Below are 14,836 nucleotides of genomic sequence, written 5' to 3' on the forward strand. Positions count from 1 at the left end.
GACTAGGGCGGACTGCACACCAAGACCCGTCCGGGATCCGGGGTGGGGGCACCTCCCAGCCGCCAGGCTGGGGGAGAGCCCCGGTTTCGGGAAGGGGCGGGGTGGGGGAACACTGACGGCGTGAGCGCAAGCGTGCTGCCGGACCTGCCGGCGTCCGGGACGGAGTCCGACGGCTCCGCCGTCATCCGCGTCCTGAGCTACAACGTACGGTCCATGAGGGACGACAGAGCGGCGCTGGCCCGCGTCATCCGGGCCTGCGCCCCCGACCTCGCGCTCATCCAGGAAGCCCCGCGCTTCTTCCGCTGGCGCAAGGCCGCCGCCTGGCTGGCCCGCGAGTCCGGCCTCGTCACCGTCACGGGCGGGGCCACCGCCGCCGGCCCGCTGATCCTGTCCTCCCTCCGCCCGCACATCGAGCGAACCGAGGACGTCCTGCTGCCCCGCACCCCGGGGCTCCACCAGCGCGGCTTCGCGACCGCCGTCCTCCGCATCGGCGGCGCCCGGCTCTCCGTACTGAGCTGCCACCTCAGCCTCGCCGCCCACGAGCGCTACGACCAGGCGGGGCTCCTCCTCGACCGCCTCGCCGGCATGGGCGAACCCCACGCCATCGCCGGCGGCGACCTCAACGACCGCCCCGACGGCCCCGCGTTCCGCCGCATCGCCGCATCGCTTCAGGACTCCTGGGCCACGAAGCCCTGGGGCGGCGAGTACACGTCCGTACCCGAGCGCCCGCACCAACGCATCGACGCGATCTTCGCCACCCCCGGCATCGAAGTCCTCGGCGCCGGCGTCCCCGTGGGGCTCCCCGGCATCACCGAGACCGACCTTCGGGCAGCGACGGATCATCTACCGGTGCTGGCCGCGCTGCGCGTCCCGGCGGCGTGAAGAACTCAGACCACCGCTCCGCCGCCCGGGAGGTCGTCCTCGTCGTCGCCGCCGGGGCGCATGCGGGCGACGAGCGTGGCGAAGCCGCCGATGAAGCCGCCGATGCCGGTGGTGATGGCCCACCAGGGCAGTTCCTGCTGGAGCAGGATGAAGGCGAAGATCAGCGCGGGCCCGCCGAGGACGGCGAGCCAGGCGAACTTGGTCGTGACGTCGGCCTCGGGCAGCGGCGGCGGCTCGGGGGGCACGAAGTGGCCCTCGTCCTCCTCGGTGATCTCGAAGTCGCGGGGGCCGGCGATGACGGGGTGGATGACGATGCTGGTCGTCTTCGGCGCGGGCGGCGCCACCGGGCCCTCCGGGGTCGCCCCGTCCGCCCCCTCCGCCTCGCCCGGGTCGTCCAGCGCGTCCGGGTCGTCCTCGGCCACCGCCGGCAGATCCTCCGCCGCCGGCCAGGACCCCGCGCCGGACTCGGGCTCGTCGTCGTAGGCGGCGATCAACTCGGCCCAGGCGGCGGCCTCGTCGAGCGGCGTCGGCGGCTGCTGCCCCTGCTCCTCCGGCTCGGTGCCGTCGGGGCGCTCACGCTCAGCCACTGGCCGCGTCCTCCTTCGCCGCCGGAGCGGCAGCGAGCCGCTGGACGAATGCGTACGACTCGTCGAAGATCTGCTCGGCGTCGTGGTCCAGGGTCGCGACGTGGTAGCTGCGCTCAAGAACGCGCTCCGTCACGTCGGCGGACGACACCCGGCTCAGCACGACCGCCGAGTTCGACGGATGGACGACATGGTCGACGCGGCTGTGCAGAAGCAGCAGCGGCTGCGTGACCTGCGGCAGCCCGTTCCGTACGAGCTTCCAGAACCGGCTGAGCGAGTGAACGGCGTGCAGCGGCGTGCGGTCGTAGCCGACCTCCTGCGCGCCGTCCTTCGCGATGTCGCTGGCGATGCCCGGCACGGACGGCACGAGGTGCCGGAGCACGGGCACGGCCTTGAGCTGGTGGCTGTCGGCCTTGACCGACGGGTTGACCAGGACGATGCCGCTGATCGCGTCGCCGTGCTGCGCGGCCAGGTGGAGCGTGAGCGCGCCGCCCATCGACATGCCGAAGACGAAGACCTGGGAGCAGCGGGCGGTGAGGGAGCGCAGCTCGCGGTCGACCTCGGCGTACCAGTCCTGCCAGCCGGTGAGCTGCATGTCCTGCCAGCGGGTGCCGTGCCCCGGCAGCAGCGGAAGCGAGACCGTGAGGCCCCGCTCGGCGAGGTGGTCGGCCCAGGTCCTCAGCGATTGTGGCGTACCGGTGAAGCCGTGGCAGAGCAGCACGCCGATCTCTCCGCCGTCATGGCGGAAGGGCTCGGCTCCGGGCATGAGCGGCACCGTGTGTCTCCAGTTCCTGAATGGCGGGGCACGCGAAGGATTACCTCACAGTACGCGGACGGCCAGCACCGGGGGAGAGCCCGGGAGGATCTGGCGTTAAGGTCTTTCCGTCAGACACAGGAGGTCATCGGTTGTTGTACGGCGTGATGAAGATCGCCATCGGCGCCCCGCTCAAGGCCGCGTTCCGGCCATGGGTGGAGGGGCTGGAGAACATCCCCGAGGAGGGGCCGGCGATCCTTGCGAGCAACCATCTGTCCTTCTCCGACTCCTTCTTCCTCCCGGCGGTGCTGGACCGGAAGGTCACCTTCATCGCCAAGGCGGAGTACTTCACCTCGCCCGGGCTGAAGGGCAAGCTCACCGCCGCCTTCTTCAAGGGCGTCGGCCAGCTCCCGGTGGACCGCTCCGGCGCGCGCGGCGCCGGCGAGGCCGCGATCAAGAGCGGCATCAGGGTCCTCGAGGCCGGTGAGCTCTTCGGCATCTACCCCGAGGGCACCCGCTCGCCCGACGGCCGCCTCTACCGCGGCAAGCCCGGCGGCCTGGCCCGCATCGCGCTCGCCACCGGCGCGCCCGTCATCCCGGTCGCGATGATCGACACCGAGAAGATCCAGCCGCCCGGGCAGGTCATGCCCAAGCTGATGCGGCCCGGCATCCGGATCGGCAAGCCGCTGGACTTCAGCCGCTACCACGGCATGGACAGCGACCGCTTCATCCTGCGCGCGGTGACCGACGAGGTCATGTACGAGATCATGAAGCTTTCCGGCCAGGAGTACGAGGACATCTATGCGACCGCCGCGAAGCGGCAGATCGCCGAGGCCAAGAAGCACCAGCAGGAGCAGTCCGAGTCATAACCCGTACGTGAGAGGGTTGTTGGGGGAGGGGGGACATGCCACTGCGCACGCGCGAGACGCGCCCGGCACGGACCGAACGGCGGTCACTGACCGCATGGCGGCCAGGCGCTGCGCGGCCGCCACGGGTCGTACGCATGTCGGTCGAGCAGCCGCTGTGGCGCGCGCTGACGGCCTATCGGCTGCTGACCCTCGCGTACGCCATCAGCCTGTTCGGCATCGGCTGGAGCGAGCACGAGTACCAGCGCCCCTGGGGCGGGGTCGCCTATCTGTCGGTGCTCGCCGTGTGGACGCTGGCCACGCTCGGCCAGGTCAGCTCGGCGCAGCGCTGCACCAAGCGCTTCCTGGTGGCCGACATCACCCTCGCGCTCGTCGGCATCCTGCTCACCCCGGCGATCGCCACCCACGGGCACATCCTGGACGGCGGCCCGACGTTGCCGTCGATATGGACCGCCGGCTCCGTTCTCGCGTTCGCCATCAAGGGCGGCTGGCGGTGGGCGGCGGTCACCTCCGCGCTGGTCGGCGTCGCCAATGTCGTCGAGCGGGGCGCGCTCTCCCGCGACACCGTGCACAACGTGCTGCTCGTGTGGATCGCCAGCATCGCCATCGGCTACGTCGTCGAGGTCGCCCGCACCAGTGAGCGCGTCCTCGCCCGGGCCCTGCGGATCGAGGCGGCCACCCGGGAGCGCGAGCGGCTCGCCCGCGACATCCACGACGGCGTCCTTCAGGTGCTGGCCATGGTCCAGCGGCGGGGCACGGAGATCGGCGGCGAGGCGGAGTCACTGGGTCGTATGGCCGGCGAGCAGGAGGTCGCGCTGCGCGCCCTCGTGACGGACAACGCCGTCCCGGCCCCACGCGAGGCCCCGGACGAGCCCGTCGGCCCGGTCGATCTGCGCCCGCTGCTCACCGCCCTCACCGCCGCCCGTGTCACCGTCTCCGCGCCGGGTACGCCGGTCCTCGTGGGCCCGTACGCGGCGACCGAGCTGGCCGCTGCGGTCGGCGCCGCGCTCGACAACGTACGCAAGCACGCCGGGGACGGCGCCCACGCCTGGATCCTGCTGGAGGACGAACCCGACGCCGTCCTGGTCAGCGTCCGCGACGACGGCCCCGGCATCCCCAGGGGCCGGCTCGCCGACGCGGAGAAGGAGGGCCGGCTCGGGGTCGCCCAGTCGATCCGTGGCCGCCTGCATGATCTCGGCGGGACGGTGGAAGTGGTCTCGGTGCCCGGGCAGGGGGCAGAAGTCGAAATGAGGCTCAGGAAATGACCGACCCATCGGTGGCAGCGGTGAAGGTGATGGTCGTCGACGACCACCCCATGTGGCGCGACGCCGTCGCCCGCGACCTCGCCGAGGCCGGCTACGAGGTCGTCGCCACGGCCGGCGACGGCCCCGAGGCGGTACGCCGCGCCAAGGCCGCCCTCCCTCAGGTGCTCGTCCTCGACCTCAATCTCCCCGGGCTCTCCGGTGTCCAGGTCTGCAAGGACGTCATCGGTGACAACCCCGCCCTCCGGGTCCTCGTCCTCTCCGCGAGCGGCGAGCACGCGGACGTCCTGGAGGCCGTCAAGTCCGGCGCTACCGGCTACCTCCTCAAGTCCGCCGGCCGCCAGGAGCTCCTCGACGCCGTCCGCCGCACCGCCGTCGGCGACCCCGTCTTCACCCCCGGCCTCGCCGGCCTCGTCCTCGGCGAATACCGCCGCCTCGCCTCCGACCCTGCCCCCACCGCCCCCAACGAACCGGAGGCCCCGCGCCTCACCGAACGCGAAACCGAAGTCCTCCGCCTCGTCGCCAAGGGCCTCAGCTACAAGCAGATCGCCGAGCGCCTCGTCATCTCCCACCGCACCGTCCAGAACCACGTCCAGAACACCCTCGGCAAACTCCAGCTCCACAACCGTGTCGAGCTCGTCCGCTACGCGATAGAGCAGGGCCTGGACGACGCCTGACCCTGGGTACCCCCAGGTCCTCAAACGCCGGACGGGCTGATTCACCACGCCGGCGGGGGTCACGGTTCGGTTCCGGTCGTGCACGGGCGCGCCACAACGCGGGCGCGTTAGGCCAGACGGGTGGGTCGCGGCTCGTAGACTGCTCAACCGTGGATATGACCCTTCAGGACCCGCTTGTCGGGCAGACGCTCGACGGCCGCTACCGGGTGGAGACCCGGATCGCGGTCGGCGGGATGGCCACGGTCTACCGGGCCGTGGACACCCGCCTGGACCGCGTGCTCGCGCTGAAGGTGATGCACCCGGGGCTCGCCGCCGACGGCGGCTTCGTGGAGCGGTTCATCCGGGAGGCGAAGGCGGTCGCGCGCCTGGCGCACCCGAATGTGGTGGGGGTCTACGACCAGGGCACGGACGGTACGTATGTGTACCTCGCCATGGAGCACATCGCGGGCTGCACCCTGCGCGACGTCATGCGTGAGCGCGGCGCGCTGCACCCCCGGGCGGCCCTGGACATCCTGGAGCCCGTGCTGGCCGCGTTGGGGGCGGCGCATCGCGCGGGGCTGGTCCACCGGGACATGAAACCGGAGAACGTGCTGATCGGGGACGACGGGCGCGTGAAGGTGGTGGACTTCGGCCTGGTCAGGGCGGTGGACACCAACACCACGACGACGACCGGCGGAGTCCTCGGCACGGTGTCGTACATGGCGCCTGAGCAGATCGAGAACGGTACGACCGACCCCCGCACGGACGTGTACGCCTGCGGGCTGCTGTTCTACGAGATGCTGACCGGCGGCAAGCCGCACACCGGCGACACGGCGATGCAGGTCATCTACCGGCGCCTGAACGAGGACATCACGCCGCCCTCCGCCACCGTCCCGGGCCTCGCCCCGCAGCTGGACTGGCTGGTCGCGAGCGCCGCCGCACGGGACGCGGGGCTGCGGCCCGCCGACGCGGTGGAGCTGCTGGCGCGGCTGCACACCGCCCGCCAGACGCTCACCGACGAGCAGCTGGACGCGGTGCCGGCGGCGGCCATGCCGATGCCGGCCGCCGTGGGGTCCGAGGAGCCGACCACCGCGGTGCGGTACGCCGAGCCGCCGGACGCGCTGAACCGGACCAGCCTGCTGTCGAGCCCGCCCCCGCCGCCGCCCGCCCGGCGCCGAAGCGGCGGCAGCGGCAGAGGCAGCCGCCGGGGCCCGGCCGCGCTCCTGGCCGCCGTCCTGCTGATCGTCGGTCTCTGCGCGGGCGTCTGGTACGTCGCGGAGGGGCAGTTCACCAGGACCCCGGCCGTGGTGGACCTGACGCAGGCCAGGGCCGTGCACGACCTGCGTGCGGCGGGCCTCGGGGTCAAGGTCACAACCGACTACAGCGAGACCGTCGCCAGGGGCAAGGTGATCAGCACCGACCCCGCCACCGGCGAGCGCGTACGCGACAACGGCACGGTCACCATCACCGTGTCCAGGGGCCCGCAACGGGTGAGCGTCCCCGACGTGACCGGCAAGGCGCTGGCCGCGGCCAAGCAGCAGCTCAGGAACGTCGGGCTGACCCCGGGAACGGTCACCCGGGAGTTCAGCGATGAGGTGGACGCCGGCCAGGTGATCAGCACCGACCCGAAGTCCGGCACGAGCCGCGCGCCGGACAGCCCGGTCGGGATCACCGTCAGCAGGGGCGAGCCGGTGGACGTACCGGACGTGGTCGGTGACTCCGTCGACGACGCCCGGTCGGCGCTGGAGGACGCCGGGCTGACCGTGAAGGTGGCCGCGACCCCCGTGTTCTCCGACGCGGCCGACGACGGCGACGTCGCCCTCCAGACCCCCGGCGCGGACGGGCAGCTCGGTCAGGGTGACACCGTCACCCTGACCCTCTCCAAGGGCCAGCAGATGGTCGACGTCCCGGACGTACACGGCAAGAAGGTCGACGAGGCCAAGCAGATCCTCAAGGACGCCGGCTTCGACGTCCGCGTGATCCAGTTCTTCTTCACCGGAAAGGTCAGCAACCAGTCCCCGGGGGCCGGCGAGCAGGCCGCCAAGGGCAGCACGATCACCCTGTGGGTGAGCTGACGTGGTCGGCGATCTCCGTAACCCCGTCGGCGGCCATGTCCCCGTCGCGGGCGGCCTGGCCACCGTCGGGCTGTCGTACGCGCGGACCATGGGCGCCGAGACCGTGCAGGTCTTCGTCGCCAACCCGCGCGGCTGGGCCACCCCGCCCGGCAACCCGGCCCAGGACGAGGCCTTCCGTGAGCGCTGCGCCGCCGAGGGCATCCCGGCGTACGTCCACGCGCCCTACCTGATCAACTTCGGCTCGCACACCGAGGCGACCGTCGAGAAGTCCGTGGACTCCCTGCGCCACTCGCTGCGCCGGGCCCGGGACATCGGCGCCCTCGGCGTCGTCGTCCACACCGGCTCGGCGACCGGCGGCCGGCCGCGTTCGGTCGCCCTCGCCCAGGCCCGGGAGCGGATGCTGCCGCTGCTGGACGAGCTGACCCATGACGACGACCCCTGGCTGCTCCTGGAACCGACCGCCGGCCAGGGCTTCTCCCTCTGCTCCCTCGCCGAGGACCTCGGCCCGTACTTCGACGTACTCGACCGGCACCCCAGGCTCGGCGTCTGCCTGGACACCTGCCACGCCTTCGCCGCCGGGCACGACATGGCGGCCCCGGGCGGCATGAAGCTCCTGCTGGACGAACTGGTCGACACCGTCGGCGAGGGGCGGCTGCGGCTCATCCACGCCAACGACTCCAAGGACGTGGTCGGCGCCCACAAGGACCGTCACGAGAACATCGGCGCCGGCCACATCGGCCAGGACGCCTTCGCCGAGATCTTCACCCACCCCGCCACGGCCGGCGTCCCGCTGGTCATCGAGACCCCGGGCGGCCCCGAGGGGCATGCGGCGGACATCGCCCGCCTGAAGGCGCTGAGAGGCTAGGACGGGGCTAGGACGGGGCTGGGGCGAGGCTAGAGCTCCGGCCCGTCGCCGGGCTCCTCCTGGTACGAGTAGCGCTGCTCAGCCCAGGGGTCGCCGACGTTGTGATAGCCGCGCTCTTCCCAGAAGCCGCGGCGGTCGGCGGTCATGTACTCGACGCCCCGGACCCATTTGGGGCCCTTCCAGGCGTACAGGTGGGGCACGATGAGCCGCACGGGGAAGCCGTGTTCCGCGGTGAGCGGCTCGCCCCCGCGATGGGTGGCGAATATCGACTTGTCGTCGGCGAAGTCGGCGAGCCGGAGATTCGAGCTGAAGCCGTACTCGGCCCAGACCATCACATGGGTGACCTCGGGCGCGGGCGGCGCCAGCTCCAGGACCGCCGAGGCGGCGACCCCGCCCCACTCGACGCCGAGCATGCTGAACTTGGTCACGCAGTGGAAGTCACCGACGACCGTCGTATACGGCAGCGCCGCGAATTCTTCGTGGTTCCAGCAGCGCTTGTCACCGTCCGCCGTGGCACCGAAAACCCTGAATTCCCAGCGGTCCGGCTTGAAGCGCGGTACGGGTCCGTAGTGCGTCACCGGCCAGCCGCGCTGAAGCCGCTGCCCCGGAGGAAGCTCGTCCGGCTTCCCCTCGTGACGTTCGGACTGACCCATGCCTCCATGGTGACAGACCGGATGCAGTGCTACCGACCAGGACCATCCCAAACACCGACAATCCGGCCCGTAGGACTAAGCCTCCACTTACTGGATCAGCCAGGCGTGCGATGCCATGATGCGGCGGGCAACCTGTCGAACCCCCTGAGGAAGGACGGAGTCTGCCATGCAGGGCGACCCCGAGGTCATCGAGTTCCTGAACGAGCAGCTGACCGGCGAGCTGACCGCGATCAACCAGTACTTCCTGCACGCCAAGATGCAGGAGAACTTCGGCTGGACGAAGCTCGCGAAGTACACGCGTCACGAGTCGTTCGACGAGATGAAGCACGCGGAAGTACTCACCGACCGCATCCTCTTCCTCGAAGGTCTGCCGAACTACCAGCGGCTCTTCCACGTCCGGGTGGGCCAGACGGTCACCGAGATGTTCCGGGCCGACCGCGAGGTCGAGGTCGAGGCGATCGACCGGCTCAAGCGCGGCATCGAGATCATGCGGGCCAAGGGTGACATCACCTCGGCCAATATCTTCGAGAGCATCCTCGCGGACGAGGAGCACCACATCGACTACCTCGACACCCAGCTCGATCTGGTCGAGAAGCTCGGTGAGGCGCTCTACATCGCCCAGCTGATCGAACAGCCGGAGAGCTGAGGCAAGCGCTACGCGGCCCGAGCCGCCTCGTCCCGTACGAAGGTCTGGGCGGCGGTCGTCGCCATCTCCGTGCGGGGGGCGCAGCCGGCGCCACGGCCGAGCAGGGCCTGTATACGACGAACGCACGAGCCGCAGTCGGTTCCGGCCTTGCAGGCCGACGCGATCTGGCGGGGGGTGCAGCGGCCGGCGTCCGCATGCTGCTTGACCTGCTCTTCGGTGATGCCGAAGCATGAGCAGACGTACACGCGGTTCACCCCTTCCCGGGTCCCGACCTGAGGTTAACCTAACCTTACCCGGCGTCCGTCGGAGTGAAAAGCGGTGAGGGGCACGGATCGATGTGATCCGTGCCCCTCGTTCGGTTACCGCCTGGTATTCCGGGTGCTAGCGCCGGTACATCTCCGCGACCAGGAACGCCAGATCCAGCGACTGGCTGCGGTTGAGCCGCGGGTCGCAGGCCGTCTCGTAACGCTGGTGCAGGTCGTCGACGAAGATCTCGTCGCCGCCGCCCACGCACTCCGTGACGTCGTCACCGGTCAGCTCGACGTGGATGCCGCCCGGGTGCGTGCCCAGCCCGTGGTGCACCTCGAAGAAGCCCTTGACCTCGTCCAGGACGTCGTCGAAGCGGCGCGTCTTGTGGCCGGAGGCCGCCTCGAAGGTGTTGCCGTGCATCGGGTCGCAGACCCAGGCCACCTGGGCACCGGACGCGCTGACCTTCTCCACGAGGGTCGGCAGCTTGTCGCGGACCTTGTCGGCGCCCATCCGGGCAATGAACGTCAGCCGCCCGGGCTCGCGCTCCGGGTCCAGCTTGTCGATCAGCGTCAGCGCCTCTTCCGGCGTCGTCGTCGGACCGAGCTTCACCCCGATCGGGTTGCGGATCCGCGACGCGAACTCGATATGGGCCCCGTCCAGCTGCCGCGTGCGCTCGCCGATCCACACCATGTGGCCCGACACGTCGTACAGGTTGCCGGTCCGCGAGTCGGTGCGGGTCAGCGCCGACTCGTAGTCCAGCAGCAGCGCCTCGTGCGACGCGTAGAACTCCACGGTCCGGAACTCGGCGGGGTCCACCCCGCACGCCTCCATGAAGTTCAGCGCGTTGTCGATCTCCCGGGCCAGGGCCTCGTAGCGCTGGCCGGAGGGTGACGACTTCACGAAGTCCTGGTTCCAGGCGTGCACCTGCCGCAGGTCCGCGTAACCGCCGGTCGTGAAGGCCCGTACGAGGTTCAGCGTCGCGGACGACGCGTTGTACATCCGCTTCAGCCGCTCCGGATCCGGGATCCGGGACTCCTCGGTGAACTCGAAGCCGTTGACCGAGTCGCCCCGGTAGGTCGGCAGCGTGACGCCGTCCCGGGTCTCGGTCGGCTTCGAGCGCGGCTTGCTGTACTGGCCGGCGATCCGGCCCACCTTCACGACGGGCACGGAGCCCGCGTACGTGAGCACGGCGCCCATCTGAAGCAGGGTCTTCAGCTTGTTGCGGATCTGGTCCGCGGACACCGCGTCGAAGGCCTCCGCGCAGTCGCCGCCCTGCAGCAGGAACGCCTCACCACGGGCGACGGCGCCCAGACGGTCGCGCAGCTGGTCGCACTCGCCCGCGAAGACGAGCGGCGGATACGACTCGAGGTCCGCGATCACATCGCGCAGAGCCTCGGCATCGGGGTACTCGGGCTGCTGCGCCGCGGGCAGGTGTCGCCAGGTGTTGCCACCGGCGTGGGTTTCAGCGTTCACGGTCACGCATCCCACATTACGGGGTCGTGTCGACTGTTTTTCGCATCAGCCCAGTGGATGAGACAGCCCCACCGGCCTCACCCGCGTGTTCCCGGGCCGTATAAGGTCGCCGCGGTCGGGAACGGCAACGCGGCTCGGGGAGATGTTGTGATCTGGATCGGTCTGGCCGCATTGGTCGCGGCGGCGGTCTGTGCGTTTCTGGCGCGTGCCGCGCACGGGCGCGCTCGTGCGATGGAGAGCACCGAGACCCTGCCCGTCCAGGACCTGCGCGCCCTGCACGAGGCGGCCGTCCAGGCGGCGGGCCAGGGCGCCTTCCGCTACCGGTGCGAGGTGGAGGGGCTGGCCCGGCCGCACCAGGACGGCGTCCTGAAGTCCCAGCTGGACAGCGTGGAGTGCGTGTGGCACCGCCACAAGATCACCCGCAAGTACGAGGAGACGTACCACGACAGCAAGGGCCGGCGGCAGCGCCGGACCTGTACCGAAACGCTCTCCGACTACACCAGCACCACCGCCTTCGGCGTCGAGGACGCCACCGGCACGATGGTCATACGTCCCGGCAAGCACGAGGTCATCGGCGCCGAGAAGGTGCTCGACCGCTTCGACGTCCACGACGGCGGCACCGCCAACCGCCTCGAACTCGGGCCCCTGCGCCTGAACCTCGGCCGCAGCGACGGGACCATCGGCTTCAAGCGCGAGGAGTGGATCGTCCGCCCCGGCAGCCGCTTCTACGTCCACGGCGAGGCGGCCGACACCAACGGTGGTCTGGCCGTCGGCGAGCCGGCCGAGGGAGGCGTCTTCCTCATGTCCGTCAAGACCGAGGAGGAACTCCTCCGGTCCGAGAACAACAACGTCCTCGGCTTCGGCATCGGCTCCGGCGTCGCCGCCGTCGCCGGCGTCGTCCTGCTGGTGCTCGGCATCATCCGCTGAGCGCCGTGAGCGCCGTGAGCGCCGTGAGCCCCGCATGACCCGCCGCCGGTCCCGCCGTCCGACCGTCGGCCCCTTCACATGCCACGGTGCGCCCACCGTCCGGGCGACGGCGACCCGTGGGCGGACACCTGGTGCTGCACCAATCCGAACTTCGTGGACGTGCGCTAAAGTGCGGGGCATGCACGCGCAGCAGATCAGCATGAACATGAACTGGTGGTGGACCGCTCATCCGGCGGCCCACTGACTCGCGCGCACCCAAGACATCGCGAAGGCCGCCCCAGGGGCGGCCTTCGGCGTTTCCGCAGCCCGGCCGCTCCTCCCGTAGTCCCTGACGGAAGGAACCGCTGTGCACAGCCTCATCGAGCGACTGCTCTCGCCCGCCGCCCCACCCTTCGCCCTGATCCGCCGCCGCACGCCCGGCCGCGACGCCGACATCGTGGAGGTGCTGATCGGGCCGGTGACCACGGTCGAGCGGCTGGCCGACGTCCCGCTGCCGACCGCGCTGGTGATGGTGCCCTTCCGGCAGATCGCCGAGCGCGGCTTCGACGTACGCGACGACGGGACACCGCTGGCGGTGCTGGTGCCGCAGGAGACCCACGAGCTGCCGCTGAGCGAGGTCATGGCGGCGCTGCCCGCGCATGACGTACGCGTCGAGGGCGGCGCCTTCGACATCGACGACGACACGTACGCCGGGATCGTCGGCCGCGTCATCGAGGACGAGATCGGGCAGGGCGAGGGCGCGAACTTCGTGATCCGGCGGACCTTCCGCGGCCGGATCCCGGACTTCGCGGCGGCGGACGCGCTCGCCCTCTTCCGGCGGCTGCTGAGCGGCGAGCGCGGCGCCTACTGGACGTATGTCGTGCACACCCCGGAGCGGACCCTCGTCGGGGCCAGCCCCGAGGTGCACGTCCGCATGGCGGGCGGGACCGTCGTGATGAACCCGATCAGCGGGACGTACCGCTATCCCTCGACCGGCCCGGACGCCGAAGGGCTGCTGGCCTTCCTCCACGACGCCAAGGAGGTGGAGGAGCTGACGATGGTGGTGGACGAGGAGCTGAAGATGATGTCCGCCATCTGCAGCCTGGGCGGAGTCGTGGTCGGCCCCCGCCTGAAGGAGATGGCGCACCTGGCACACACCGAGTACGAGCTGCGCGGCCGCAGCACCATGGACGTACGGGACGTGCTGCGCGAGACCATGTTCGCGGCGACCGTGACCGGCTCCCCGGTGCAGAACGCCTGCCGCGTCATCCAGCGCTATGAGCCCCTCGGGCGGGACGGGGCCGGCCGTGGCTACTACGCGGGCGCCCTTGCGCTCATCGGCCAGGACGCGGGCGGGGCGCAGACCCTGGACTCGCCGATCCTGATCAGGACGGCCGACATCGCGCCGGACGGGCAGCTGAAGGTGGCGGTCGGGGCGACGCTCGTACGGCACTCCGACCCGTACGCGGAGGTCGCCGAGACGCGCGCCAAGGCGGCCGGCGTGCTGACGGCCCTCGGGGTCGTGCCCGCGCCCGTACGGGACGAGAGCGCACCGCGCCCGCGCCTGGCGGAGGACGTAAGGGTGCAGGCGGCCCTGGACGCGCGGCGGGCGAACCTGGCGCCGTTCTGGCTGCGGATGCAGACCGAGCAGCCCCGGCCGGTCAACGGCCATGCGCTGGTGGTGGACGGCGAGGACACCTTCACGGCGATGCTGGCGCACGTCCTGCGCTCGTCCGGCTACGCGGTGACCGTACGGCGCTACGACGACCCCGGGCTGCGCGAGGCCGCCCTCGCCCATGAAGGCCCGGTCGTCCTGGGCCCCGGACCTGGCGATCCGGGCGACGCCGCCGACCCGAAGATGCGCTTCCTGCGCGCGCTCGCCGCCGACCTGGTCCGCGACCACGCGCACGGGCTGCTCGGCGTGTGCCTCGGCCAGGAGTTGATCGCCGCGGAGCTGGGGCTGGGGCTCGTACGCAAGGACGAGCCGTTCCAGGGAGCGCAGAAGACGATCGACTTCTTCGGGCGCCCGGAGACGGTCGGCTTCTACAACTCCTTCACCGCGCGCGCCGACGACGCCACCGCCGACGAACTGGCCATGCACCGCGTCGAGTTGAGCCGCGATCCGGCGACCGGCGACGTGCACGCGATGCGCGGGCCCGGCTTCGCGGGCGTGCAGTTCCACCCGGAATCCGTACTGACGCTGGACGGCACCCGGATCGTCGCGGAACTGCTGGCCAGGGTGCTCACGCCGTCTCGCTGAAGGCGGAGGCCTCCAGGGCGGGGTGTTCGGAGAGCACCGGGCCGACCAGCATCATGACGGAGGCCAGCATCGCGTACTCGTCGGCGGTGCCGTCGACGACGAGGTCGGCCAGGGCCCGGGAGGGAGCGACATGCTGGGCATGCCGGTCCCTCCCGCCCTGGAGGTAGTTGAGCAGCGAGATACGCGGATCCTGCCGCTGGGCCTCGATCTTGCGGAGGATCTTCCGGGCCAGCCGTACGTCGTCGGGGGCGTCGACGTACACCCGCCAGGTCGCGCGGGTGAGGACCGACGGGAGGGTCAGCGCGAACAGCCCCTCGACCACGACCAGCCGCCGGTCGGAGCAGAGTGCGGAGTCGATCGCGGCTGTCACCGCCGCCTCGTCGATCGAGCCGGGGTGATTCCAGTCCAGGACCGGATAGCCGTTGGCGCTGACCGTCCACACCCCGCGCATGCGATCGTGCGCGGACACGTAGAAGTCGTCGAGGTGGACCAGGGCGATGCTCTCGGGATGGTGCAGCGACAGCGCCTCGGCAAGGGTGGACTTGCCGGATGCGGTGCCGCCTGCGACCGCCAGTACACCCGTCATCCGGGCGCTCCTCAGCTGCTCATGGGGGGTTTACGAAGCGGCCGGACTAGCCGGGTGGAGGGAATGTAAGGCCGCCTGATCTCCCGTGGCAAGCAGGGAAAGCTGTGGGGTCGCGGAGG

The 14,836-nt window shown here is 71.1% G+C and carries 15 protein-coding genes; 9 read left to right on the forward strand and 6 right to left on the reverse strand.

Annotation, left to right across the window (positions count from 1 at the left end; translation table 11 throughout):
- The first annotated feature begins 135 nt into the window (after positions 1-135).
- The gene (locus ACFXJ5_RS14700) at positions 136-882 is read left to right on the forward strand and encodes an endonuclease/exonuclease/phosphatase family protein (protein WP_384630912.1); all 747 of its coding nucleotides are present in this window, start codon (positions 136-138) and stop codon (positions 880-882) included.
- A 5-nt stretch (positions 883-887) separates the two neighbouring features.
- Here the strand turns inward: ACFXJ5_RS14700 and ACFXJ5_RS14705 are convergent, their stop codons facing one another.
- Both ACFXJ5_RS14705 and ACFXJ5_RS14710 read right to left on the reverse strand, forming a co-directional pair.
- Entirely contained in the window at positions 888-1,469 is a 582-nt protein-coding gene (locus ACFXJ5_RS14705; protein WP_384630738.1) for a hypothetical protein, read from the reverse strand.
- Positions 1,462-2,241 (reverse strand): alpha/beta hydrolase, encoded by a 780-nt coding sequence (locus ACFXJ5_RS14710; protein WP_384630739.1) that lies wholly within the window; start codon positions 2,239-2,241, stop codon positions 1,462-1,464. The genes ACFXJ5_RS14705 and ACFXJ5_RS14710 overlap by 8 nt, the downstream gene beginning before the upstream one ends.
- A 131-nt stretch (positions 2,242-2,372) precedes the next feature.
- Between ACFXJ5_RS14710 and ACFXJ5_RS14715 the strand changes: the two genes are divergently transcribed.
- The 5 genes from ACFXJ5_RS14715 to ACFXJ5_RS14735 all read left to right on the forward strand — a co-directional run bounded on the left by ACFXJ5_RS14715 (position 2,373) and on the right by ACFXJ5_RS14735 (position 7,944).
- Positions 2,373-3,089 carry a lysophospholipid acyltransferase family protein gene (locus ACFXJ5_RS14715; RefSeq protein ID WP_384630740.1) on the forward strand — a complete coding sequence of 239 codons (717 nt, stop codon included), beginning with the start codon at positions 2,373-2,375 and terminating at the stop codon, positions 3,087-3,089.
- 134 nt (positions 3,090-3,223) lie between these two features.
- The gene (gene macS, locus ACFXJ5_RS14720; protein ID WP_384630913.1) at positions 3,224-4,351 is read left to right on the forward strand and encodes a MacS family sensor histidine kinase; all 1,128 of its coding nucleotides are present in this window, start codon (positions 3,224-3,226) and stop codon (positions 4,349-4,351) included.
- Positions 4,348-5,025 carry a response regulator gene (locus ACFXJ5_RS14725; RefSeq protein ID WP_384630741.1) on the forward strand — a complete coding sequence of 226 codons (678 nt, stop codon included), beginning with the start codon at positions 4,348-4,350 and terminating at the stop codon, positions 5,023-5,025. The genes macS and ACFXJ5_RS14725 overlap by 4 nt, the downstream gene beginning before the upstream one ends.
- A gap of 149 nt (positions 5,026-5,174) precedes the next feature.
- A complete protein-coding gene (pknB, locus tag ACFXJ5_RS14730) occupies positions 5,175-7,079 on the forward strand; it encodes a Stk1 family PASTA domain-containing Ser/Thr kinase (protein WP_384630742.1) in 1,905 nt (634 codons plus the stop codon).
- Position 7,080: 1 nt separating this feature from the next.
- A complete protein-coding gene (locus ACFXJ5_RS14735) occupies positions 7,081-7,944 on the forward strand; it encodes a deoxyribonuclease IV (RefSeq protein WP_384630743.1) in 864 nt (287 codons plus the stop codon).
- A gap of 29 nt (positions 7,945-7,973) precedes the next feature.
- Here the strand turns inward: ACFXJ5_RS14735 and ACFXJ5_RS14740 are convergent, their stop codons facing one another.
- On the reverse strand, positions 7,974-8,597 hold the full coding sequence (locus ACFXJ5_RS14740; protein WP_384630744.1) for a sulfite oxidase-like oxidoreductase: 624 nt from the start codon (positions 8,595-8,597) through the stop codon (positions 7,974-7,976).
- A gap of 166 nt (positions 8,598-8,763) precedes the next feature.
- Between ACFXJ5_RS14740 and bfr the strand changes: the two genes are divergently transcribed.
- Positions 8,764-9,243 carry a bacterioferritin gene (gene bfr / locus ACFXJ5_RS14745; RefSeq protein WP_384630745.1) on the forward strand — a complete coding sequence of 160 codons (480 nt, stop codon included), beginning with the start codon at positions 8,764-8,766 and terminating at the stop codon, positions 9,241-9,243.
- An 8-nt stretch (positions 9,244-9,251) separates the two neighbouring features.
- Here bfr and ACFXJ5_RS14750 read toward each other — a convergent pair whose 3' ends face one another.
- Positions 9,252-9,497: a bacterioferritin-associated ferredoxin gene (locus ACFXJ5_RS14750; RefSeq protein ID WP_384630746.1), complete on the reverse strand. Its 246-nt coding sequence runs from the start codon at positions 9,495-9,497 to the stop codon at positions 9,252-9,254.
- A 127-nt stretch (positions 9,498-9,624) separates the two neighbouring features.
- The gene (locus ACFXJ5_RS14755) at positions 9,625-10,971 is read right to left on the reverse strand and encodes a class II 3-deoxy-7-phosphoheptulonate synthase (RefSeq protein WP_384630747.1); all 1,347 of its coding nucleotides are present in this window, start codon (positions 10,969-10,971) and stop codon (positions 9,625-9,627) included.
- Between the two features lie 141 nt (positions 10,972-11,112).
- On the opposite strand from ACFXJ5_RS14755, the gene ACFXJ5_RS14760 reads away from it, so the two are divergent.
- The gene (locus ACFXJ5_RS14760) at positions 11,113-11,892 is read left to right on the forward strand and encodes a GIDE domain-containing protein (RefSeq protein ID WP_384630748.1); all 780 of its coding nucleotides are present in this window, start codon (positions 11,113-11,115) and stop codon (positions 11,890-11,892) included.
- 346 nt (positions 11,893-12,238) lie between these two features.
- Positions 12,239-14,131 (forward strand): anthranilate synthase family protein, encoded by a 1,893-nt coding sequence (locus tag ACFXJ5_RS14765; RefSeq protein WP_384630749.1) that lies wholly within the window; start codon positions 12,239-12,241, stop codon positions 14,129-14,131.
- Here the strand turns inward: ACFXJ5_RS14765 and ACFXJ5_RS14770 are convergent.
- On the reverse strand, positions 14,115-14,717 hold the full coding sequence (locus ACFXJ5_RS14770) for a uridine kinase (protein ID WP_384630750.1): 603 nt from the start codon (positions 14,715-14,717) through the stop codon (positions 14,115-14,117). The genes ACFXJ5_RS14765 and ACFXJ5_RS14770 overlap by 17 nt on opposite strands.
- Positions 14,718-14,836: the final 119 nt, after the last annotated feature.

Origin of the sequence: Streptomyces sp. NPDC059373, from assembly GCF_042751495.1 — a bacterium.
Taxonomy (GTDB): Bacteria; Actinomycetota; Actinomycetes; order Streptomycetales; family Streptomycetaceae; genus Actinacidiphila.

Excerpts from the sequence above, each read along its gene's own strand:
- ACFXJ5_RS14740 (WP_384630744.1), bottom strand. The coding sequence starts at position 8,597 with ATGGGTCAGTCCGAACGTCACGAGGGGAAGCCGGACGAGCTTCCTCCG.
- ACFXJ5_RS14770 (WP_384630750.1), bottom strand. The coding sequence starts at position 14,717 with ATGACGGGTGTACTGGCGGTCGCAGGCGGCACCGCATCCGGCAAGTCC.
- bfr (WP_384630745.1), top strand. The coding sequence starts at position 8,764 with ATGCAGGGCGACCCCGAGGTCATCGAGTTCCTGAACGAGCAGCTGACC.
- ACFXJ5_RS14725 (WP_384630741.1), top strand. The coding sequence starts at position 4,348 with ATGACCGACCCATCGGTGGCAGCGGTGAAGGTGATGGTCGTCGACGAC.
- macS (WP_384630913.1), top strand. The coding sequence starts at position 3,224 with ATGTCGGTCGAGCAGCCGCTGTGGCGCGCGCTGACGGCCTATCGGCTG.